The organism is Pseudomonas sp. BMW13, assembly GCF_013357275.1.
GTDB lineage: Bacteria > Pseudomonadota > Gammaproteobacteria > Pseudomonadales > Pseudomonadaceae > Aquipseudomonas > Aquipseudomonas khazarica.
Map to the genome: position 1 here is coordinate 281246 of NZ_SUKD01000006.1, position 19831 is coordinate 301076.

A 19831-nucleotide genomic window follows, 5' to 3' on the forward strand; every position below is an offset into this window, starting at 1 on the left:
CTTTAGGTTTAGGACAAACGCGGCACCTGTGCGCGTCATAAACCAGACTAAAGGCGAAGTTTCTTCCAATGCCATGCGAGGACGATGCCATGCATATCCTGCTGACCGGCGGTACCGGCCTGATCGGTCGTGCGTTGTGCGCCCACTGGACCGAACAGGGTCACCGTCTCACCGTCTGGAGCCGCCAGCCGGGCAAGGTCGCGGCGCTCTGCGGCGCGGATGTCCGCGGCATCGCCCGCCTCGAGGAGCTGGGCGAGGAGCCCCTGGATGCGGTGATCAACCTGGCCGGCGCGCCGATCGCCGACCGTCCCTGGAGCAGCAAGCGCAAGGCGCTGCTGTGGGCCAGCCGTATCGGCCTCAGCGAACAGCTGCTGGCCTGGCTGCAGGCTCGCGAGCAGCGTCCCGCCGTGCTGCTGTCGGGTTCGGCGGTGGGCTGGTACGGCAACGGCGGCGAGCGCGAGCTGGACGAGAGCGCCCAGCCGGTCACCGAGGACTTCGCTGCACAGCTGTGCGGTGCCTGGGAGGAAACCGCGCTGCGTGCCGAGGCACTGGGCATGCGCGTGGTGCTGCTGCGCACCGGTCTGGTGCTGAGTGCCGATGGTGGCATGCTCAAGCGCCTGCTCCTGCCATTTCGCCTGGGCGTCGGCGGCCGGCTTGGCGATGGCCGGCAATGGATGCCCTGGATCCATATCGCCGATCAAATCGCCCTGATCGATTTTCTCTTGCAGCACGCTGACGCCCGCGGTCCTTATAATGCCTGCGCGCCCATCCCGGCGCGCAACGCCGAGTTCACCAGGGCGCTGGGCCAGGCACTGAGCCGCCCGACCCTGTTGCCGGCGCCGGCGTTCGTCCTGCGTGCCGCGCTCGGGGAGATGTCCGAGCTGCTGCTTGGCGGCCAGCGTGCACTGCCGAGGCGCTTGCTCGAGGCGGGCTTCAGTTTTCGTTTCACCCATCTGGATGTGGCTCTGGTCGACCTGCTGAGCCATCAATGACTAGGATTTCGCATGACCGATCACGCATTGTTGCTGGTTAACCTGGGTTCGCCCGCGTCTACCGAAGTAGCCGATGTCCGCCGCTACCTGAACCAGTTCCTGATGGACCCCTATGTGGTCGATCTGCCCTGGCCGCTGCGTCGCCTGCTGGTGTCGCTGATCCTGATCAAGCGCCCGGCGGCCTCGGCGCATGCCTATGCCTCGATCTGGTGGGAGGAAGGTTCGCCGCTGATCGTGCTCAGCCGTCGCCTGCAGGAAGCGATGAAGGCGCACTGGACGCACGGCCCGGTCGAACTGGCCATGCGCTATGGCCAGCCGTCCATCGAGTCGACCCTGCAGCGCCTGGCTGCGCAGGGCATTCGCCAGGTCACCCTGGCGCCGCTGTACCCGCAGTTCGCCGACAGCACCACCACCACGGTGATCGAAGAGGTCAGGCGGGTGGTGCGCGAGCGCGGTCTCGACCTGCGCCTGTCCAGCCTGCCGCCGTTCTATGACCAGCCCGAGTACCTCGATGCCCTGGTCGCCAGCGCCAAGCCGCATCTGCAGCAGGGCTTCGATCACCTGCTGCTGAGTTTCCACGGTCTGCCCGAGCGTCACCTGCACAAGCTCGACCCGAGTGGTCACTGCCTGAAAGGTGACGACTGCTGCCGCACGGCGTCGCCGCAGGTGCTCGCGCATTGTTATCGCGCCCAGTGCCTGCGCAGTGCCGAGCTGTTCGCCGAGCGCATGGGCCTGCGCCCGGAGCAGTGGTCGGTGAGCTTCCAGTCGCGCCTGGGCCGGGCGAAATGGATCGAACCCTATACCGAGACCCGGCTCGACGAACTGGCCGCGCAGGGCGTTAAGAAGCTGCTGGTGATGTGCCCGGCCTTCGTCGCCGACTGCATCGAGACCCTCGAAGAGATCGGCGACCGTGGCCGCGAGCAGTTCGTCGAGGCCGGCGGCGAGAGCCTGCAACTGGTGCCCTGCCTGAATGACCACGCGGATTGGGTCGCGGCGCTGAAGACCTTGTGCGAACGGGCGCCCCTGATGATCTGAGCCGCCGCTCAGCTGGCAACGCCGTGTCGGCTGCAGGCGCGGCGTGCCTGATCGGACCATTCGCCTCGGCGGGTATGAAGCATTCGCCGACCTGATAACACCTTCGGGCGATACTCACCGCTCTTTATATCGTCCTAAGCTGGCGCCTCTATTCAACCGCCGCGCATCGCGTCACGCGGTGCCGAGGAGAGCGTCCGTGCATAACAACAATAACGGCTATCCCTCCAGTACCCGCGCCTGGGTCACTGTCGCCATCCTGATGGTGGCGTACGTCCTGTCCTTCGTCGATCGGCAGATTCTCAACCTGCTGGTCGAGCCGATCCGCCGCGATCTGGCGATCAACGACACGCAGATGAGCCTGCTGATGGGGTTGTCCTTCGCCCTGTTCTATACCGTCTGCGGCATTCCGCTGGGGCGTGTGGCCGACACCCGCAGCCGCCGTGGCCTGATCGCCGTGGGCATCCTGTTCTGGAGCGCGGCCACGGCTGCCTGCGGCATGGCCAGGATGTACTGGCAGTTCCTGCTCTGCCGCATCGGCGTCGGTGTCGGCGAGGCGGCACTGTCGCCTGCCGCCTATTCGCTGATCGCCGACAGCTTTCCTGCCGAGCGCCGCGCCACGGCGATCAGTGTCTATTCGATGGGGGTCTACCTGGGCTCGGGGCTGGCCTTCCTGGTCGGTGGCCTGGTCATCCAGCTGGCCTCGGCGCAGGGCGAGGTGACCTTGCCGCTACTGGGCGAGGTGCGTCCGTGGCAGCTGATCTTCCTCATCCTCGGCGCTGCCGGGGTGACCTTCACCCTGCTGATGATGGCGGTCAAGGAGCCAGCACGACGCGGTGCCGGCGCTGGCGTGGCGGTGCCGCTCAGCGAGGTCGGGCGCTACATTCGCGCCAACCGGCGGACCGTGTTGCTGCACAACTTCGGCTTTGCCGGCCTGGCGTTCGCAGGCTACGGCAGCGCGGCCTGGGTGCCGACGTTCTACATCCGCACCTATGGCTGGGATGCCAGCCAGGTCGGCATCGTCTACGGCAGTATCGTCGCGGTGTTCGGCTGCCTGGGGATCGTCTTCGGTGGACGCCTGGCGGACTGGATGGCCAAGCGCGGGCGCAGTGACGCGAACATGCGCGTCGGTCTCTATGCCGCACTGGGCGCCTTGCCGATGGTGGTGCTGTTTCCGCTGATGGACAGTGCCTTCTGGGCCAGTGTGCTGATGGCGCCGACGGTGTTCTGCCTGAGCATGCCGTTCGGCGTCGCCCCGGCGGCGATTCAGGAGATCATGCCGAACTCGATGCGCGGCCAGGCCTCGGCCATCTACCTGTTCGTCATCACCCTGTTCGGCCTGGGCGTGGGGCCCACCGCCGTGGCGCTGGTGACCGATTTCGTCTTCGCCGACGACGCTGCGTTGCGCTACTCGCTGCTGATTGTCACCACCCTCGCGGTGCTGATGTCGATCACCCTGCTGGCCAAGAGCCTCAAACCCTATCGCGAGAGCGTGGTGCGCCTGGAGCAGTGGGCAGCCAGTCCCGCCTGAGGCGGTTTTTTTCCGGGCGTGCCGAGGGGACTTCGGCACGCTTTATGCGCCAGGGCACAGGCTGGACGGAATTTTTGCGCTTTACTGAGGTTCTGAGTGATGCTCGTGCTACTCCGGCGCAGGCCAGCCAGGGAAACTCAGGATGGGAACGAGGCCAACGAACAGTGCAGCCTATTGGCTACGGTGGTGTGTACCGGGGCTGGCTTTGCTGTTGCTGCTGGGGGGGTGCAGCGGCCGGCTGGACAACGATTCCATCGTCTACAAACGCAGCCCGCTGAAGCCGGCCGAACTGTTGCAGAGCGATGTCGACCGCATGGCCACCCTGGCCATGCGCAACAACCTCAACAGCCTGTACCGTCTGATGAACAAGCTCTATCTGCGCAACCCGCGAGAGTGGCGCAAGAGTGCCTTCCCTGACGCCGCCGCCGCCGAGCGCGCGATCCAGCACGCCATCGAATACAACCAGGACTGGCCGACGCTGGGCGGGCGCCGCGACGTCGCCGCGCTGGACTACTCGCTCAGTCCGGCGTTCCAGGGGGATCGGGTGGCGGCCTTCACCTATGCCATCGGCAGCATGCTGGTGACTGCCCATGGCGGGCGCACCGAGTTCTACCTGACCGACAGTTTCGATGCGCAGTTCATCCATAACGCCGCGCGCAATCTCGAGAAGGCCGCCTGGATGCTGAGCAACCGCCGTGATGCCGCCGGGCGACCACTGCTGCTGTCCAACGAGATATCGCAACAGGGCAGCAACCTCAGCTACGCGGTGGAGTTCGGCAAGATGGTGGCGCGCCTCGATCTGCTGACCCATGTGCTCGAGGAGCGCTATCGGCGCATGGGGGCCAACTATGCGCAGAGTCTGTTCCTGCTGAATTTCCTGCCGGTGCAGTAGCGCTTCACTGCATCCAGCGTTGCTGGATCTGCTCCAGGGTGCCGGCTTCGCGCAGGCGCACCAGCGCCTCGGAGAACTGCCGCGCATGTTCGGTATCGCCCTTGGCGAAGGCGACGAAGCGGGGCATCTGGATCAGCGCGCGCGGCAGGACCCGTACCTGTTCCTGGGCGCGCTGCTCACGCACGAAATACAGCAGCTGGGCATGATCGCCGACGATGATGTCGATGCGCCCGGCCAGCAGCATCGACACCAGCTGGCGCGGGTTCTGCGCACTGGTGTCGCGGGACAGCGCCGCGCGGTCGAACTTCTCTTCGTAGGCATAGCCGCGCACCTGCCCGATCACGTAGGGCGACAGATCGTCGAGGTCCTGCCAGTCTTCGATGGCGGTCTTGGCGGTGGTCATGAACACGGTGGAGCCGCTGCGCAGCGGGCCGACCAGCAGGTACTGCTGCTGCCGCTGCGGGGTGCCGGCGAACTGAAAGGCCATCTGCACGTCGCCACGGTCGAGCATGCGCTTGACCCGTTCCCAGGGGTACAGGCGGATTTCGTACGGCACCTGCGCCTCGCGCAGCACCGCATCGACCAGTTCGACATCCAGCCCGCGGGGCGTCTCATCGTCGATGGTGACGAAGCTGTAGGGGGCGAACTGCTCGTCGCCCACCACACGCCATGGCTCCGCTACCACGGGTGCAGCCAGCACCAGGAGAGTGAGCAGCAGATTGCGCATGGCGGGTTTCCTCGTGGCGGACCTGTATTCAGGCTAGCCAATTTCTGCGAGGAGGGTAGTCGCTCAGACCTTGCGCACGAACTCGGACTTGAGCTTCATCGCGCCAATGCCGTCGATCTTGCAGTCGATGTCGTGATCGCCGTCGACCAGGCGGATGTTCTTCACCTTGGTGCCCACCTTGACCACCAGCGACGAGCCCTTGACCTTGAGGTCCTTGATCACGGTGACGCTGTCGCCATCCTGCAGCGGGTTGCCCACCGAGTCCTTGATCACGCGCACGTCATCGCCCGCGTCGGCGTTCTCGCCGGCTTTCCACTCATGGGCGCATTCGGGGCAGACCAACTGATCGCCGTCTTCGTAGGTGTATTCGGAGTTGCACTTGGGGCAGGGTGGCAGGGCGGTCAAGGGAGGTCCTCGGTGAGTGTGGAGAAACCGCAGATTATATAGGGTTTTGTCCGCGAACGCCGCTCTGGGGCGCTGAACCGTCGAGATGCGGGTGTTTAAAATATTGGACTTTCGATTCGCGGCTCACGACCTTGTGTGCGCCGTTATTCGGCTTCTTCAGGGCACTTCGCGGCCGGTGGACAACTGCCGGGGTGAATGATTTTGCTCACTTTTGTTTGACATATTTTACGGCTCGGGCAGACTGGCAGCAGATTCCGCTGCCGAACCGGGTAACGGGTAGTTGTGTCATCGCCCCGCTCAGGCGCGAGTGGACCCGGTTCGAGCCGCCGTCGGATGGCGGCACTCAGACTCAGGACGAGCCTTGGTGCACGGGGTTAGCCAAACAGGCCATGGATACGACAGCGGAGACGTTCCGCTGGTATCGGTCTGCACAGCAACGACAGGCCCGGCCTGTCCCAAGGTGACGTATGTCCGACAACAAGATCCGCAACACCCCCCGCAAACCCGTCGTGTTGATGTCCATGGGCACTCAAGAGCGCAAGGGCCACGACTACCAGGTAATGACTCACAAATACATCCAGCCGCTGGTCGACTTTTCCGGTTGCGTGCCGGTACTGGTGCCCACCTGCTGCGGTACCGATGATCTCGAACAGTATCTGGACATGGCCGACGGCGTGTACCTGACCGGTGCCGGCAGCAACATCGACCCGGCGCTCTACGGCCAGGAAAACGAGACGCCGAACAAGACCCAGGACCGTGATCGCGACCTGTTCGACCTGCCGCTGATTCATGCCGCCATCGCCCGTAGCCTGCCGATCTTCGCCATCTGCCGTGGCATGCAGGAAATCAACGTCGCGCTGGGCGGCGACATCTACCAGAAGGTCTATGCCGAGCCCGGTTTCAACGACCACCGGGAGAATCCCGACGACCCGGTCGACGTGCAGTACGCGCCGAGCCATGGCGTGCGCCCGGTCGCCGGCAGCTGGTTCGCCGAGCTGATGGGCAAGGACGAGATTCAGGTCAACTCCCTGCACGGCCAGGCCATTCGCAAGCTGGGCAAGGGTGTCGAGGTGCTGGCGACTGCCGAGGACGGCCTGGTCGAGGCGATCCACGCGCCGAGCCTGTCGCCGTTCCTGTTCGCGGTGCAGTGGCATCCGGAGTGGCAGGCCGCGCAGAACCCCGATTCGGTGAAGATCTTCCAGGCCTTCGGTGAAGCCTGTCAGCGCCGCGTCGCCGCACGCAGCAGCCGCCAGGCTGCCTGAGCCAGCCCCTCGGCGCCTGCCTCAGTAGGCGCCTGGCGGCTGTGGCCAGTTCAGGGTCCCGCTGTCACTGAAGCGGCGGGTACCGAACAGGCCGTCGGCCAGTTTGCCCCTTAGCACGTAAGGCACTTCCTGGCCGGGGCGGTAGCCGGCCGCACCCCAGGCCTGGCGCATCACCGAAAACGCTGAAATGCTCACCGGTACGCTCAGTACCGTCTCACCGAAGCGCGGCACGCTGCCGCTCTGGTCGCTGACGCCGCTGGCCAGCGGCTGGCCGTTCACATCCAGATCCAGTGCCATGCCGTTGAAGCTCACGGCGCTGTCATTGGGGTTCTGCACCCGCAGCTTGACCGCGAAGCGGACCTCCAGGCCCTGGCCTGGCAGCGGTTCCAGGCCGACCAGGTCGACCCGTAGCGGATCATGATTGCCGAGGCTGGCGCAGGCGCCCAGGCCGGCGGCGAGCAGGGTGATCAGGCAAAGGCGGAGCAGACGGGGCATGGCGATCTTCTCTGGACGTGAATGCGTTCAGGATAGAAGACCACCGGGCGCGGCATTAGCTCCCGGCGCGTTGCCGCGCACTCAGCACCAGCGCGATACCGCCCAGCACGGCAACGGCGCTGAGCAGCAGGCGCAGGGTCAGCGCTTCGCTGAGCAACAGGCTGCCGCCGAGGGCGGCGAGAATCGGCACGCTGAGTTGCACGGTGGCGGCCTGGCTGGCGTGCAGGCCGGGCAAGGCGCTGTACCAGATGGCGTAGCCGACGCCGGAGGTCAGGGCGCCGGACAGCAGCGCGTAGAACAGCCCCGGCCCATCCCAGTTCAGCTGCGGCAGCACGGCCAGCGCCAGCAGCAACGCCAGGGGTGTAGCCCGCAGGAAGTTGCCCGCCGTCACCGCCAGCGGGTTGCCCTGGCCGCGTCCGAGCAGCGAGTAGGCGCCCCAGGCGACCCCGGCCAGCAGCATCAGCAAGGCCGCCAGCAGAGGTGGTGCGCTGGCACCGGGCAGCAGCAGGGCGAGCAGGCCGGCCGTGGCCAGGGCGGTGCCGAGACTGGCGCAAAGGCCCAGGCGTTCGCCGCGCAGCAACCCCCACAGCAGCATGCTCAGTTGCACCGCGCCGAACAGCAGCAGGGCGCCGACGCCGGTGTCCAGCTGCAGGTAGGCGAAGGAGAACGCAGCCGCATAGGTGAACAGCGCCACGGCGCCGGCCCAGCTGCCAGCCGGGGCTTGCCGGTTCTGGCGCAGTTGCAGCAGCAGCCACAGCGCGCATGCACCGGCCAGCAGGCGGACGGCAGTGAAGCTGGCGGCGTCGATGGCCGTTTCGCGCAGGGCCAGGCGGCACAGCAACGAGTTGCCGGCGAACGCCAGCATGGCGAGAGAGGTGAGCAGCAGGGTGCGCGGTGACATCGTCCATCCTTGTCGCAACGGCGGGTGATGTCAGGCAGCTAAGCACGTCAGGGCGGTGGCGTGCATTGGCGGAAGGTCGCAAATCCCTGCGACCTTGGCCAGGCTCGCACGAGCCTGCGCTCTAGAAGTGCGCCTTGACCAGCAGGCTGGCGGTGTTCTGGTCGGTCGGGCCGACGAAGTTGTCGCTGACGTAGCCGCCATCCTTGATGCCGTACTTGTTCTTCCAGTAGTCGTACTCGATGCCGACGTACAGCTGCTTCTCGCCCCACTTCAGCGCCTTGCCCAGGTCGTATTTGATCTGCGGGTTGAAGTGCAGGTTGGCGTGGTAGTCGCCGCGGCGGTTGCTGTCGTTGTCCACCACCCAGTCCATGAAGCCATCGATGACGATGTCCGATTCGCCCACGCCAATGGTGTAGCTCCACACCGGGGTGATCTGCCAGACGTTGCTGCCGGCGCGATTGCCATCCGGGGTGCGCAGGTAGGTGTTGAGCTGGAAGTAGTCGAAGCCGGGAATGTCGAGGTCGACCGCCGGGCCGATCAGATAGGCATCGACGTCATCCTCGCCGAACTCGTAGGTGGTGGAGATCAGCACATCCTTGATCGGGCCGAAGGAGAGGTCGGCGCCACTGATCTTGCCCAGGGAAAAACGCGGGCTGAATTCGCCGTAGAAAGTGTGGCCATCACCCGCGCCGTTGGTGGCATCGGTGTTGTACTTGATCACGTCGACGAACAGGAACAGGTCACCGAAGCTCCAGCCGCTGGCGTGTTCGAAGGTGACGGTCTGCTGGATCTCCGGGTCGATCTTGAAGTCCTGGCCGTAGAGGTAGGTCAGGCTGTTGTTCTGCCACTGCAGCAGGTCACCGGCGATGGCCTGGCCGCCCGCCAGCATGCCGCCCGCGACGAGCAGCGAAGAAAGGGTGCGATTCATGGAAGCTCCTGGTGGTTGAGACGTGTCGTTATGATTTTTTCTGGCCTGCCCGATCCAGCGGACGGTGTTCGGGGCGTCCTGTCGCGACATCAAGGGGCGCTCCCGGTACTTCGTGAACCTGTCCGCCTGGTCAGGCTGGTGCTGTCAGAGCAAAAACGGCGCCAATTCTCGTGTTTGGCAATACCCTTTTCAAATCAATCGGATAGACGTGGTTTTCGGGGGCGTTCGAGGGTTTTCTCTGCACCGTTTTCTGACCGGGAAGACAAAAATGGCCATAACTTGGTGCGCGACCGTCTGGCGGACGCTGTGGTGCGTTGGCCGGGATGTGCTTGATTAGTTTGATTATGGTCTTAATATAAATATTAAATTATGATCATAATCTAAAAGGTGAGAGGCTCTTCTCTCGCTCATCACACACCCAGGAGATGCACCATGAATACCCCGGCCACTCGCGGAACCGCCCTGATTACCGGCGCCTCTTCAGGCATCGGCGCCACCTATGCCGAGCGCCTGGCGTGTCGCGGCCATGACCTGCTGCTGGTGGCGCGCGACGCCCAGCGCCTCGATGACCTGGCCAGGCGCCTGGGGGCCGAGTACGGGGTTGCGGTCGAGGTCATGCCCGCCGACCTGACGCGCAAGAGCGACGTGCTCGCGGTGGAGCAGCGCCTGCGTGAGGACTCGCGCATCACGCTGCTGGTGAACAACGCCGGGGTGGCCATGAACGGCACGCTGGCCGCTGCCGATCTGGACCAGGCGGAATCCATGATCCAGCTGAACGTGGTCGCGCTGACCCGTCTGGCGGCCGCCGCAGCGGCCAATTTCTCCGCAGCCGGGCGCGGCGGCATCATCAACCTGGGCTCGGTGGTGGCGTTGGCGCCGGAGATGTTCAACGCCGTCTACAGCGCGACCAAGGCCTATGTGCTGAGCCTGACGCAGACCCTGGCGGGCGAGCTGCGCGGCGCTGGCGTCCAGCTGCAGGCGGTGATGCCGGGCGTGACCCGCACCGAGATCTGGGAACGCAGTGGCACCGACGCCTCAGCGCTGCCGCCGTCGATGATCATGGAGGTGGGGGAGATGGTCGATGCGGCACTGGCCGGCTTCGATCAGCAGGAACTGGTGACCATCCCTTCACTGCCCGATGCGGCCGACTGGGATGCCTTCGTCGGCGCCCGCGCGGCGCTGGGGCCGAATCTTTCGCACAACCAGGCGGCTGCACGCTACAAGTGACGGGGGTGGCCGGGTGTCGGACTGGCGCCCGGCCAAGCCTCATTCGCTCGGGCTGGCGGTCTTCTCCAGCAGCTTCGCGCGTGTGGTGTGCAGCAGACGGTCGGACAGTTCCGGGTCCTTGACGCTGCGCGACAGCAGCAGCGCGCCGACCATGGCCGAGAGCAGCAGCACGCTTTCGTCTGCGGCGTCGTCACCGTCCAGACCCTGCTCGATCAGCGCCAGGCGGTTGAGCACCATCGCGTCGGTGGTCGTGCTCGGCTCACCGCGTTGCCCCAGCTCCGCGGACATGGTCGGCAGTGGGCAGCCGGCGCCCGGGTTGGCGCGATGGGCATCGGACAGGTAGCGCTGGATGAGCCGTCGCAGCGGCGAGCCGCTTTCCTCAGGTGCCTGCTGCAGGCTGCTCGCCAGGGTCTGCACGGCGTGCTGCAGAGCGGTTTCCACCAGCTCGTCCTTGGACTTGAAGTGGGCGTAGAAGCCGCCATGGGTGAGGCCCAGCGCCTTCATCAGCGGTTGCAGGCCGGTTGCCCCCACGCCGTCACGGCGAAAGCGCAGGGCGGCTTCCTCGATGATGCGTTGATGGGTCTTGGCCTTGTGATCTTCCGAATAGCGCATGGGCTGTCCCGTGTTTCAGATGCTGGCTGTCATCTTACACGCGCGTCGTCGCTCTGGCGCGCCGTGTTCATGTCGAGGATCAGGCAGGTGGTGGACGCGACGGCGTAGAGGCGCTCGTCGACATCGTACAGGCGCCCTTCGGCCAGGGCGGTGGAGCGGCCGACATGGATGATGCGACCTTCGGCGCGCACCGGACCGGCTTCGCTGCGCAAGGCGCGAATGTAGCTCACCCGCAGGTCGGCGGTGGTGTAGCCCTGGCCCGGCTTGAGCAGCGTATGCACGGCGCAACCCATGCAGGAGTCGAGCAGGGTGGCGATGTAGCCGCCATGCACGCTGCCCAGTGGGTTGTAGTGGCTAGGGTCGGGCGCGCCCTGGAAGACGAACAGGCCATTGGCCCAGTGCACGGGGGTGAAGCCGAGCACGGCGTTGATCGGCGGCGAGGGCAGGTCACCACGGCCGATGCCGTCGAAGAAATCCATCGGCGCCATCGCGGCGACTTCGGCCAGGCTCAGCGTGCCAGGGGCGGCGAGCTGGCTGCGCAGCGCCTGTTCTTCGGCGATCCAGGTGGCGAGGCGGGCATCTCGGGATGAAGCGGTCATGACGACTCCTGATAAATATGATGGACGACATTCAATGTTTCATATTATGGTCGAAATATAAATAGCCGCCAGTCGTTGTCACTCGGAGCCTTGCCATGCAGTCTTCCCGCATTCTGTTGCTCATCCTCATGCTGCTCACGGCATTGGGGGAGACCTCCACGCAGTTGCTGATCCCCGCGCTGGGTGAGCTGGAGCGTGGCTTGCACGCCGAGCCCGGCAGCAGCCTGCTGGCGCTCTCGCTGTTCGTCGCGGCCTTCGGCCTGGGCCAGCTGCTGATGGGGCCACTGTCCGACCGGCTGGGGCGCAGGCCGGTGCTGCTCGCTGGGCTGAGCCTGTACCTGCTGGCGACCCTGGGCATGCTGCTGGCGCCGGACATCCAGGTGCTGATCGGCATGCGCGTACTGCAGGGCCTGGGCGCCTGCGCGGCGCTGGTGCTGGCACGCGCCATCGTCCGCGACGTGTGGCAGGAGCAGGCGGGGCCGGCCCTGGCGCTGACGGTGTTGGGGATGTTCGCCGCCATCGTCCTGTCGCCGGTGATCGGCGGCCTGCTGACCCAGTACGGCGGGTGGCGCGCACCGCTGTTGGCCACCCTGGGGCTGGGCGGCCTGGCGTTGCTGTCGACCCTGTTCAGCTACCGCGAGACCCATCTACAGCGGGACCCGCAGGCCGGCCGCCTCAGGGGCCTGCTGGCCAGTTACCTGCAGGTGCTGCCGAGTTGCCGCGCGCTGGCGCTGACCATCGCCTGTACCTACGGCGCGATGTTCGTCGTGGTGGCCGGCTCGTCGTCGGTCTACATCGGTCTGCTCGGGCTGAGCGCCGCGCAGTACGGCCTGAGCTTCGCCCTGATCGTATCCGGCCTGCTCGGCGGCGCGCTGTTCACCCTGCGCAACGTGCAGCGCCTGGGGCCGCTGCGGGTGGTGGGCATCGGCGTCGGCCTGGTGCTGGTGGGCGCCTTGCTGACGCTGCTGATCTACCTGGCGTTCGGTTTGTCGCTGCTGGGGCTGTCGCTGCCCCAGGTGCTGGTGACGCTGGGTGGCGGCATGCTGCTGCCCGCCGCCGTGGCCGGGGCGGTGATTCCCAACCCGCAGCGCGCAGGGCTGGCGGCGGGGCTGATGGGGTTTTCGCAGATGGCCGGTGCGACCCTGGCCGGGTTGCTGCTGGGGGCCCTGCAGGATGGCTCGGCCTGGCCTATGGTTGCCTTGAACGCGCTGTTCGCTGGCCTGGCGTTTCTACTTTTCCATCTCTTGCGGGCACGTCCGGTCGTCACGACTGCGCTGGCCGGCAAACTTCCCTGATCCGAGGAACAAGCTATGAGCAGCTATGACGTAGTCATCATCGGCGCCGGCCCTGGCGGCTACAACGCGGCCATCCGTGCCGGGCAACTGGGGTTGAAGGTGGCGTGCGTGGAGGGGCGCGAAACCCTGGGAGGCACCTGCCTGAATGTCGGCTGCATGCCCTCGAAGGCGCTGCTGCATGCCTCGGAGCTATACGAAGCGGCGGCCGCCGGCGACCTGAGTGCCCTCGGCGTGGAGGTCACGCCGACGCTCAACCTCAAGCAGATGATGAAACAGAAGGCCGACAGCGTCGAAGCGCTGACCAAGGGCGTGGAATTCCTGTTTCGCAAGAACAAGGTGGAATGGGTCAAGGGCTGGGCGCGCATCGACGGCCCCGGACGGGTACAGGTCAGGTTGCACGAGGGCGGCGAGCGCCTGCTCGAGACGACGAACATCGTCATCGCCAGCGGTTCCGAGCCGACGCCGTTGCCGGGCGTCGAGATCGACAACCAGCGCATCCTCGATTCCACCGGCGCCTTGTCGCTGCCCGAGGTGCCCCAGCACCTCGTGGTGATCGGTGCCGGGGTGATCGGCCTGGAGCTGGGCTCGGTATGGCGTCGCCTGGGCAGCCAGGTCACGGTGGTGGAATACCTCGATCGCATCTGCCCCGGCCTGGACGGCGAGACCGCCAGGACGCTGCAGCGCACCCTGGGCAAGCAGGGCATGGGCTTCAAGCTCGGCACCAAGGTCACGGCGGCCCGTTCGGACAAGCGCGGCGTGAGCCTGAGTCTGCAGCCGGCTGCCGGCGGGGCGCAGGAGACCCTGGACGCCGACTACGTGCTGGTGGCCATCGGTCGCCGCCCCTACACCCGTGGCCTGGGGCTGGAGAGCGTGGGGCTCGCTACCGACCAGCGCGGCATGCTCGGCAACGACAGGCAGCACAGCGCTGTGCCCGGTGTCTGGGTGATCGGTGATGTCACCTCCGGGCCGATGCTGGCGCACAAGGCCGAGGACGAGGCGGTGGCCTGCATCGAGCGCATTGCCGGGCATGCGGCCGAGGTCAACTACGGGGTGATCCCCGGGGTGATCTACACCCGTCCGGAAGTGGCCAGCGTCGGCAAGGGCGAGGAGGAACTGAAGGCCGAGGGGCGTGCGTACAAGGTTGGCAAGTTCCCTTTCAGTGCCAACAGCCGGGCGAAGATCAACCACGAGACCGAAGGTTTCGTGAAGATCATCGCCGATGCCAATACCGACCAGATTCTCGGCGTGCACATGATCGGCCCGAGCGTCGGCGAGCTGATCGGCGAGTACTGCGTCGCCATGGAGTTCTCCGCCTCGGCCGAAGACATCGCCCTGACCTGCCACCCGCACCCGACCCGCTCGGAGGCGGGGCGGCAGGCCGCGATGGGCGTGCACGGCTGGACGATGCAGGCGTGACGCCCATCGCCGAGTGCGCTGCCCCCAAGGGACACCGCGCCGGTGCCCGAGGGGGCGTCAGAGCACGTGGTCGAGGTTGACCGGTTCGCCTGGCCGGGTGTGCAGCTTGGCGCGGATGTCGGCGAACACCTTGTCGTACTCGTCGTGGCCGCGCATCACCGGACTGGCGTTGATGGGCAAGCCGTGGCGGGCGGCGGCACGGGTGGCCACGCTGGCGAAATTGAAGGCCACGTCGCGGTGCAGTTCGAACTCCTCCTCGAACGGCTTGCCGCGTACGTTGCCGGCCAGGCGCATGTGCAGCATCGGTCCCTGTTGCGGGTCCTGGCGTACTTCGTAGTAGAAGTCGACCGAGAACGGCGGGATGTGGCGCAAGGCGTCGGGGCGGTCGAGGTTATCACGGTGCAGGTGGCCGGGGGTGAACATGCTGCGGTCCTCCTTCAGCGATGGACGATGCCGTCGCAGGCCATGCTGATGCGTGTGCCGGAGCGGCCCTGGACGATGGCTTCGATGTTTTCCAGCGAGCCGATCACCGCGACGCAGCCGGTGTTGCGGGCGAACTCGCAGGCGGCCTGTACTTTCGGCCCCATGGAGCCGGCGGCGAAACCGAGGTCTTCGAGCGCATCGGGATGGGCTTCGGCGATGGCCTTCTGGCTCGGCTTGCCCCAGTCGACGTAGGCGCCGTCCACGTCGGTGGCGATCACCAGCAGGTCGGCATTCAGCTGTTCGGCCAGCAGCGCCGAGCACAGGTCCTTGTCGATCACCGCCTCGACGCCGCGCAGCTGGTCGCCGTCATACATGGTCGGAATGCCGCCGCCGCCGGCGCAGATCACCACGCTGCCCTTTTCCAGCAGCCACTTGATCGGGCGGATCTCGAAGATGCGCTGCGGCCGTGGGCTGGCCACCACGCGGCGGAACTTGTCGCCATCCGGGGCAATGCTCCAGCCTTTCTCGGCGGCCAGGCGCTCGGCCTCCTCCCGGGCATAGACCGGGCCGATGGGCTTGGTCGGGTGCTTGAACGCCGGGTCGGCGCTGTCCACCTCGACCTGGGTGAGGATGGTGGCGAAGGGCACCTCGAAGGGCAGCAGGTTGCCCAGCTCCTGTTCGATCATGTAGCCGATCATGCCCTCGGTTTCGGCGCCGAGCACGTCCAGCGGGTACGGGTTGGCGGCGTCGAAGGCGTTGCCTTGCAAGGCCAGCAGGCCAACCTGCGGACCGTTGCCGTGGGCGATCACCAGCTCGACGCCGGGAGCGACCTTGGCGATCTGCTGGCAGGCAACGCGCACGTTGTCACGCTGGTTTTGCGCAGTCATGGCTTCGCCGCGACGAAGCAGGGCGTTACCGCCCAGAGCGATGACGAGTCGCATACTGTTCTCCTTGGTCCAGGCGCCTGGGCGCCGGGCTGTGCGCAGGATCGGGCTTGCTGGCAAGCCCTATCCTGCAGGTGCCATTTGTCAGATATCCGCCAGGGTCGCGACCAGGATCGCCTTGATCGTGTGCATGCGGTTTTCCGCCTGCTCGAAGGCGATGTTCCACGGCGACTCGAAGACCTCTTCGGTGACCTCGATGCCGTTCTTCAGGTGCGGGTACTGCTCGGCGATCTGCTTGCCGACCTTGGTCTCGCTGTTGTGGAAGGCCGGCAGGCAATGCATGAACTTGACCCGTGGATTGCCCGCGGCCTTCATGATCTCGGCGTTGACCTGATAGGGCAGCAGCTCCTCGATGCGCTCGCCCCAGGCCTCCACCGGTTCACCCATGGATACCCACACGTCGGTATGCACGAAGTCCACGCCCTTGACCGCTTCCTTCGGGTCTTCGGTGAGCAGCAGGCGCGCGCCGCTCTCTTCCGCGAAGCGCTTGCAGGCGGCGACGTGCTCGTCGCTCGGCCACAGGGCCTTGGGAGCGGCGATGCGCACGTCCATGCCGAGCTTGGCGCCGATCAGCAGCAGCGAGTTGCCCATGTTGTTGCGTGCATCGCCCAGGTAGGCGTAGGCGATGTCATGCAGCGGCTTGTCGCTGTGCTCGCGCATGGTCAGCACGTCGGCGAGCATCTGCGTCGGGTGGTATTCGTCGGTGAGGCCGTTGAACACCGGCACGCCGGCATGCTGCGCCAGCTCCTCGACGATCTCCTGGTGGAAGCCGCGGTACTCGATGGCGTCGTACATGCGCCCGAGCACGCGGGCGGTGTCCTTCATGCTTTCCTTGTGGCCGATCTGCGAGGAGTTGGGGTCGATGTAGGTGACGTTGGCGCCCTGGTCGTAGGCGGCCACCTCGAAGGCGCAGCGGGTGCGGGTGGAGGTTTTCTCGAAGATCAGCGCGATGTTCTTGCGCTGCAGGTGTCGCTGCTCGGTGCCGGTGTACTTGGCGCGCTTGAGATCGCGCGAGAGGTCGAGCAGGTAGCGCAGTTCCCGGGTGCTGTGGTGCATCAGGCTGAGCAGGTTGCGGTTGTGCATGTTGAAAGCCATGGTTCTCTCTCCTTGTGGGCGGTCGAACGCCCCGGTGGCGGATGGCCGCCGGGGCCGGCTCGATCAGTAATCGATGGGGTCGCGGATGATCGGGCAGGTCATGCAGTGGCCACCGCCACGGCCGCGCCCGAGTTCGCTGGCGCTGATGGTGATGACCTCGACCCCGGCCTTGCGCAGCAGGGTGTTGGTGTAGGTGTTGCGGTCGTAGCCGATGACCACGCCGGGCTCCAGGCAGACCACGTTGTTGCCGTCGTCCCATTGCTCGCGTTCGGCTTCATAGGCATCGCCACCGGTCTCCACCACGCGCAGTTGCTTGAGGCCGAGCGATTCGGCGACCACGTCGAGGAAGGATTTTTCCTCGCGGCGCACGTCGACTCCGCCAGGGCGGCTCTCGTCCGGACGCAGGGTGAAGGGCACGATCGAGTTGGCCACTTCCGGGAAGATGGTCACCAGGTCGCGGTCGCAGAAGCTGAACACGGTGTCCAGGTGCATGGCGGCGCGGGACTTGCCGAGCCCGGCCACCACCACCTTGTCCGCCGCGCCCTTGGCGAACAGCGCGCGGGCGACCTGACCGATGGCCTGGTGCGAGGTGCGCTCACCCATGCCGATCAGCACGGTGCCGTTGCCGATGGGCATGACGTCGCCGCCTTCCAGGGTGGCCGAGCCGTGATCCTTGTCCGGGTCGCCATACCAGATGTCGAACTGTTCGCCGGCGAAGTCCGGGTGGAACTTGTAGATGGCGCTGGCCAGCAGGGTTTCCTGGCGGCGTGCCGGCCAGTGCATGGGGTTGAGCGTGACGCCGCCGTAGATCCAGCAGGTGGTGTCGCGGGTGAACTGGGTGTTGGGCAGCGGCGGGAAGATGAAGCTGGACTCGCCGAGGTAGGCGTTGAACATCTTCGCCGCCTCGGAGTTCTTGTGCCTGGCCAGGTCGGCGCCGGAGACGCCACCGATGAGGAACTCGGCGATGCGCCGATGCTCCAGGCCTTCGACGAAATCGCGCACTTCGCTGAGCAGGCCGAGGCCGACGCTGTTGGCGGTGATCTTGCGGTCGAGAATCCACTTCAGCGCTTCGGGGTTGCTGATGGTCTCTTCCAGCAGGTTGTGCATTTCCACGACGTCGACGCACCGTTCGCGCATCTTGGTCATGAAATCGAAGTGGTCGCGCTTGGCCTGCGATACCCAGATCACGTCGTCGAACAGCAGTTCGTCGCAGTTGGCCGGGGTCAGGCGCAGGTGCGCCAGGCCCGGTGAGCAGACCATTACCTTGTGCAGTTTGCCGGCTTCGGAATGAACGCCGAGGGGTTTCTTGCTCATGAAAGAACTCCTTCTCCTAGAGACTCAGGAAACCGTCGTAGAGCCCGTAGGCTGCAATGGCGGCACCGATCAGTACGGCGACGAGGATCAGCTTCTCGACGCCGGTGAAAATGGGCTGTCCCAGTTCGTGCTTGGCCTTGGCGAAGAGAATCGCGCCTGGGGCGTAGAGCAGGGCCGAGAGCAGCAGGTACTGCACGCCGGCGGCGTACAGCAGCCAGACCGCGTACAGGGTGGAAACCAGGGCGATCAGCAGGTCCTTGTTGCGCTCGCCGGCGGCGTTCTCGTAGGTCTCGCCACGCACGGCCAGCAGTACCGCGTAGGCGCTGGACCAGAAGTAGGGCACCAGGATCATCGAGGTGGCCAGGTACAGCAGGCTGAGGTAGGTGGAGGCGTTGAACAGGGTGATGATCAGGAACAGCTGGATCAGCCCGTTGGACAGCCACAGTGCGTTGGCCGGAACGTGGTTGGCGTTCTCCTTGCGCAGGAACTCCGGCATGGTGTGGTCGCGGGCGCTGGCGAAGAGGATCTCGGCGCACAGTAGCGTCCACGACAGCAGCGCTCCGGCCAGGGAGACGATCAGGCCGATGGAAATCAGCTGCGCGCCCCAGGGGCCGACCACCTGCTCCAGCACGCCGGCCATCGACGGGTTCTTCAGCCCGGCCAGTTCGGCCTGGGCCATGATGCCCTGCGACAGGATGTTGACCAGGACCAGCAGCAGGAGCACGCCGACGAAGCCGATCACCGTGGCCTTGCCGACGTCGCTGCGCTTCTCGGCGCGGGCCGAGAAGATGCTCGCCCCCTCGATGCCGATGAACACCCAGACGGTGACCAGCATCATGTTGCGCACCTGGTCCATCACGCTGCCCAGGTCGCTGTTGCCGCGCCCCCAGAAGTCACTGGTGAACACGTCGAGCTTGAAGGCGATGGCGGCGATGATGATGAACAGCGCCAGCGGCAGCATCTTGGCGATGGTGGTGACGGTGTTGATGAAGGCCGCTTCCTTGATGCCACGCAGCACCAGGAAGTGCAGCAGCCACAGCAGGATCGAGGCGCAGATCACCGCCGGCAGGGTGTTGCCCTCGCCGAACACCGGGAAGAAGTAGCCGAGGGTGGAGAACAGCAGCACCATGTAGCTGACGTTGCCGATCCAGGCACTGATCCAGTAGCCCCAGGCCGAGGAAAAACCCATGTAGTCGCCGAAACCGGCCTTGGCGTAGGCGTACACCCCGCCATCAAGTTCGGGCTTGCGGTTGGCCAGGGTCTGGAAGACGAATGCCAGGGTGAGCATGCCGACCCCGGTGATCAGCCAGCCGATCAGGGTGGCACCGGCGCTGGCGCTGGCGGCGATGTTCTGCGGCAGGGAAAAGATACCGCCACCGACCATGGAGCCGACCACCAGCGCGATCAGGGCGCCGAGGCGGAGTTTTTGCGTCGAATCAGACATCTCAATTACCTCCATGTCACGTGGGGACATTGGTATTGAGCGCGTTTGACGAGCACAGCATCCTGACTTGAATCAATGGACCAGGTTCGTCAACGCACATCCCTGTTTCAGGCGTTGTCGAGCACGTGCGACGAGGCAGGACTGCAGCTCGGTCCGACGCTTTGCAGGCGTCAGCCTGATCAGACACTAGTCAGTTTTCTTGACAGCGCAATGGTGGCGAAATGAAAACTTTTCGCATGCGTGGGGAGGGCAGGCGGGGTGGGTGACCCCGCCTGGTGCGCTTGCCGGGTAGGCGTA

General features: G+C 65.7%; 20 protein-coding genes. 8 read left to right on the plus strand and 12 right to left on the minus strand.

Annotated features, from left to right (window positions below; all coding sequences use genetic code 11):
• Positions 1 to 89 precede the first annotated feature (89 nt).
• The 4 genes from E4487_RS07655 to E4487_RS07670 all read left to right on the plus strand — a co-directional run bounded on the left by E4487_RS07655 (position 90) and on the right by E4487_RS07670 (position 4447).
• Entirely contained in the window at positions 90 to 992 is a 903-nt protein-coding gene (locus E4487_RS07655; RefSeq protein ID WP_037047408.1) for a TIGR01777 family oxidoreductase, read from the plus strand.
• 12 nt (positions 993 to 1004) lie between these two features.
• The gene (hemH, locus tag E4487_RS07660) at positions 1005 to 2027 is read left to right on the plus strand and encodes a ferrochelatase (RefSeq protein WP_175253058.1); all 1023 of its coding nucleotides are present in this window, start codon (positions 1005 to 1007) and stop codon (positions 2025 to 2027) included.
• Between the two features lie 196 nt (positions 2028 to 2223).
• Positions 2224 to 3555, plus strand: coding sequence for an MFS transporter (locus E4487_RS07665; protein WP_037046921.1), 1332 nt, complete (start codon positions 2224 to 2226; stop codon positions 3553 to 3555).
• Between the two features lie 142 nt (positions 3556 to 3697).
• A complete protein-coding gene (locus E4487_RS07670) occupies positions 3698 to 4447 on the plus strand; it encodes a hypothetical protein (RefSeq protein ID WP_150608319.1) in 750 nt (249 codons plus the stop codon).
• Between the two features lie 4 nt (positions 4448 to 4451).
• Here the strand turns inward: E4487_RS07670 and E4487_RS07675 are convergent, their stop codons facing one another.
• Both E4487_RS07675 and E4487_RS07680 read right to left on the minus strand, forming a co-directional pair.
• A complete protein-coding gene (locus tag E4487_RS07675; protein WP_037046922.1) occupies positions 4452 to 5174 on the minus strand; it encodes an ABC transporter substrate-binding protein in 723 nt (240 codons plus the stop codon).
• A 63-nt stretch (positions 5175 to 5237) separates the two neighbouring features.
• On the minus strand, positions 5238 to 5579 hold the full coding sequence (locus tag E4487_RS07680; protein ID WP_037046925.1) for a zinc ribbon domain-containing protein YjdM: 342 nt from the start codon (positions 5577 to 5579) through the stop codon (positions 5238 to 5240).
• A gap of 467 nt (positions 5580 to 6046) precedes the next feature.
• Here E4487_RS07680 and E4487_RS07685 point away from each other — a divergent pair, with 467 nt between their 5' ends.
• On the plus strand, positions 6047 to 6841 hold the full coding sequence (locus E4487_RS07685; RefSeq protein WP_175253059.1) for a gamma-glutamyl-gamma-aminobutyrate hydrolase family protein: 795 nt from the start codon (positions 6047 to 6049) through the stop codon (positions 6839 to 6841).
• Between the two features lie 21 nt (positions 6842 to 6862).
• Here E4487_RS07685 and E4487_RS07690 read toward each other — a convergent pair whose 3' ends face one another.
• From E4487_RS07690 to E4487_RS07700, 3 genes are all read right to left on the minus strand, one after another.
• Positions 6863 to 7336: an LEA type 2 family protein gene (locus tag E4487_RS07690; protein WP_175253060.1), complete on the minus strand. Its 474-nt coding sequence runs from the start codon at positions 7334 to 7336 to the stop codon at positions 6863 to 6865.
• A 55-nt stretch (positions 7337 to 7391) separates the two neighbouring features.
• On the minus strand, positions 7392 to 8237 hold the full coding sequence (locus E4487_RS07695) for a DMT family transporter (protein WP_175253061.1): 846 nt from the start codon (positions 8235 to 8237) through the stop codon (positions 7392 to 7394).
• A gap of 121 nt (positions 8238 to 8358) precedes the next feature.
• Positions 8359 to 9165 carry an outer membrane protein OmpK gene (locus E4487_RS07700; RefSeq protein ID WP_175253062.1) on the minus strand — a complete coding sequence of 269 codons (807 nt, stop codon included), beginning with the start codon at positions 9163 to 9165 and terminating at the stop codon, positions 8359 to 8361.
• 432 nt (positions 9166 to 9597) lie between these two features.
• On the opposite strand from E4487_RS07700, the gene E4487_RS07705 reads away from it, so the two are divergent.
• The gene (locus E4487_RS07705) at positions 9598 to 10392 is read left to right on the plus strand and encodes an SDR family oxidoreductase (RefSeq protein ID WP_175253063.1); all 795 of its coding nucleotides are present in this window, start codon (positions 9598 to 9600) and stop codon (positions 10390 to 10392) included.
• Positions 10393 to 10431: 39 nt separating this feature from the next.
• Here the strand turns inward: E4487_RS07705 and E4487_RS07710 are convergent, their stop codons facing one another.
• Both E4487_RS07710 and E4487_RS07715 read right to left on the minus strand, forming a co-directional pair.
• Entirely contained in the window at positions 10432 to 11004 is a 573-nt protein-coding gene (locus tag E4487_RS07710) for a TetR/AcrR family transcriptional regulator (RefSeq protein ID WP_037046935.1), read from the minus strand.
• 29 nt (positions 11005 to 11033) lie between these two features.
• On the minus strand, positions 11034 to 11603 hold the full coding sequence (locus tag E4487_RS07715; RefSeq protein ID WP_037046936.1) for a PaaI family thioesterase: 570 nt from the start codon (positions 11601 to 11603) through the stop codon (positions 11034 to 11036).
• A gap of 95 nt (positions 11604 to 11698) precedes the next feature.
• Here E4487_RS07715 and E4487_RS07720 point away from each other — a divergent pair, with 95 nt between their 5' ends.
• Complete coding sequence (locus E4487_RS07720; RefSeq protein WP_175253064.1) at positions 11699 to 12898, plus strand: MFS transporter; 1200 nt, start codon at positions 11699 to 11701, stop codon at positions 12896 to 12898.
• A gap of 15 nt (positions 12899 to 12913) precedes the next feature.
• Positions 12914 to 14314, plus strand: a complete 1401-nt coding sequence (gene lpdA / locus E4487_RS07725) for a dihydrolipoyl dehydrogenase (protein WP_175253065.1) — start codon at positions 12914 to 12916, stop codon at positions 14312 to 14314.
• Positions 14315 to 14371: 57 nt separating this feature from the next.
• On the opposite strand, the gene E4487_RS07730 is transcribed toward lpdA, so the two are convergent.
• The 5 genes from E4487_RS07730 to arcD form a co-directional block, all read right to left on the minus strand.
• A complete protein-coding gene (locus E4487_RS07730; RefSeq protein WP_037046939.1) occupies positions 14372 to 14737 on the minus strand; it encodes a DUF5064 family protein in 366 nt (121 codons plus the stop codon).
• 14 nt (positions 14738 to 14751) lie between these two features.
• Positions 14752 to 15678, minus strand: coding sequence for a carbamate kinase (gene arcC, locus E4487_RS07735; RefSeq protein ID WP_037046941.1), 927 nt, complete (start codon positions 15676 to 15678; stop codon positions 14752 to 14754).
• Positions 15679 to 15765: 87 nt separating this feature from the next.
• The gene (locus E4487_RS07740) at positions 15766 to 16776 is read right to left on the minus strand and encodes an ornithine carbamoyltransferase (protein WP_037046943.1); all 1011 of its coding nucleotides are present in this window, start codon (positions 16774 to 16776) and stop codon (positions 15766 to 15768) included.
• A 63-nt stretch (positions 16777 to 16839) separates the two neighbouring features.
• Positions 16840 to 18090: an arginine deiminase gene (gene arcA, locus E4487_RS07745; protein ID WP_175253066.1), complete on the minus strand. Its 1251-nt coding sequence runs from the start codon at positions 18088 to 18090 to the stop codon at positions 16840 to 16842.
• Positions 18091 to 18106: 16 nt separating this feature from the next.
• Positions 18107 to 19534 (minus strand): arginine-ornithine antiporter, encoded by a 1428-nt coding sequence (gene arcD, locus E4487_RS07750; protein WP_134677736.1) that lies wholly within the window; start codon positions 19532 to 19534, stop codon positions 18107 to 18109.
• Positions 19535 to 19831: the final 297 nt, after the last annotated feature.

Bases quoted from the DNA above. Each gene is read 5' to 3' on its own strand.
- E4487_RS07740 (WP_037046943.1), bottom strand. From the start codon at position 16,776: ATGGCTTTCAACATGCACAACCGCAACCTGCTCAGCCTGATGCACCAC.
- E4487_RS07695 (WP_175253061.1), bottom strand. From the start codon at position 8,237: ATGTCACCGCGCACCCTGCTGCTCACCTCTCTCGCCATGCTGGCGTTC.
- E4487_RS07670 (WP_150608319.1), top strand. From the start codon at position 3,698: ATGGGAACGAGGCCAACGAACAGTGCAGCCTATTGGCTACGGTGGTGT.
- hemH (WP_175253058.1), top strand. From the start codon at position 1,005: ATGACCGATCACGCATTGTTGCTGGTTAACCTGGGTTCGCCCGCGTCT.
- arcD (WP_134677736.1), bottom strand. From the start codon at position 19,534: ATGTCTGATTCGACGCAAAAACTCCGCCTCGGCGCCCTGATCGCGCTG.
- E4487_RS07675 (WP_037046922.1), bottom strand. From the start codon at position 5,174: ATGCGCAATCTGCTGCTCACTCTCCTGGTGCTGGCTGCACCCGTGGTA.
- E4487_RS07730 (WP_037046939.1), bottom strand. From the start codon at position 14,737: ATGTTCACCCCCGGCCACCTGCACCGTGATAACCTCGACCGCCCCGAC.
- lpdA (WP_175253065.1), top strand. From the start codon at position 12,914: ATGAGCAGCTATGACGTAGTCATCATCGGCGCCGGCCCTGGCGGCTAC.
- E4487_RS07705 (WP_175253063.1), top strand. From the start codon at position 9,598: ATGAATACCCCGGCCACTCGCGGAACCGCCCTGATTACCGGCGCCTCT.
- E4487_RS07685 (WP_175253059.1), top strand. From the start codon at position 6,047: ATGTCCGACAACAAGATCCGCAACACCCCCCGCAAACCCGTCGTGTTG.
- arcA (WP_175253066.1), bottom strand. From the start codon at position 18,090: ATGAGCAAGAAACCCCTCGGCGTTCATTCCGAAGCCGGCAAACTGCAC.
- E4487_RS07655 (WP_037047408.1), top strand. From the start codon at position 90: ATGCATATCCTGCTGACCGGCGGTACCGGCCTGATCGGTCGTGCGTTG.
- E4487_RS07690 (WP_175253060.1), bottom strand. From the start codon at position 7,336: ATGCCCCGTCTGCTCCGCCTTTGCCTGATCACCCTGCTCGCCGCCGGC.
- arcC (WP_037046941.1), bottom strand. From the start codon at position 15,678: ATGCGACTCGTCATCGCTCTGGGCGGTAACGCCCTGCTTCGTCGCGGC.
- E4487_RS07720 (WP_175253064.1), top strand. From the start codon at position 11,699: ATGCAGTCTTCCCGCATTCTGTTGCTCATCCTCATGCTGCTCACGGCA.
- E4487_RS07710 (WP_037046935.1), bottom strand. From the start codon at position 11,004: ATGCGCTATTCGGAAGATCACAAGGCCAAGACCCATCAACGCATCATC.
- E4487_RS07700 (WP_175253062.1), bottom strand. From the start codon at position 9,165: ATGAATCGCACCCTTTCTTCGCTGCTCGTCGCGGGCGGCATGCTGGCG.
- E4487_RS07715 (WP_037046936.1), bottom strand. From the start codon at position 11,603: ATGACCGCTTCATCCCGAGATGCCCGCCTCGCCACCTGGATCGCCGAA.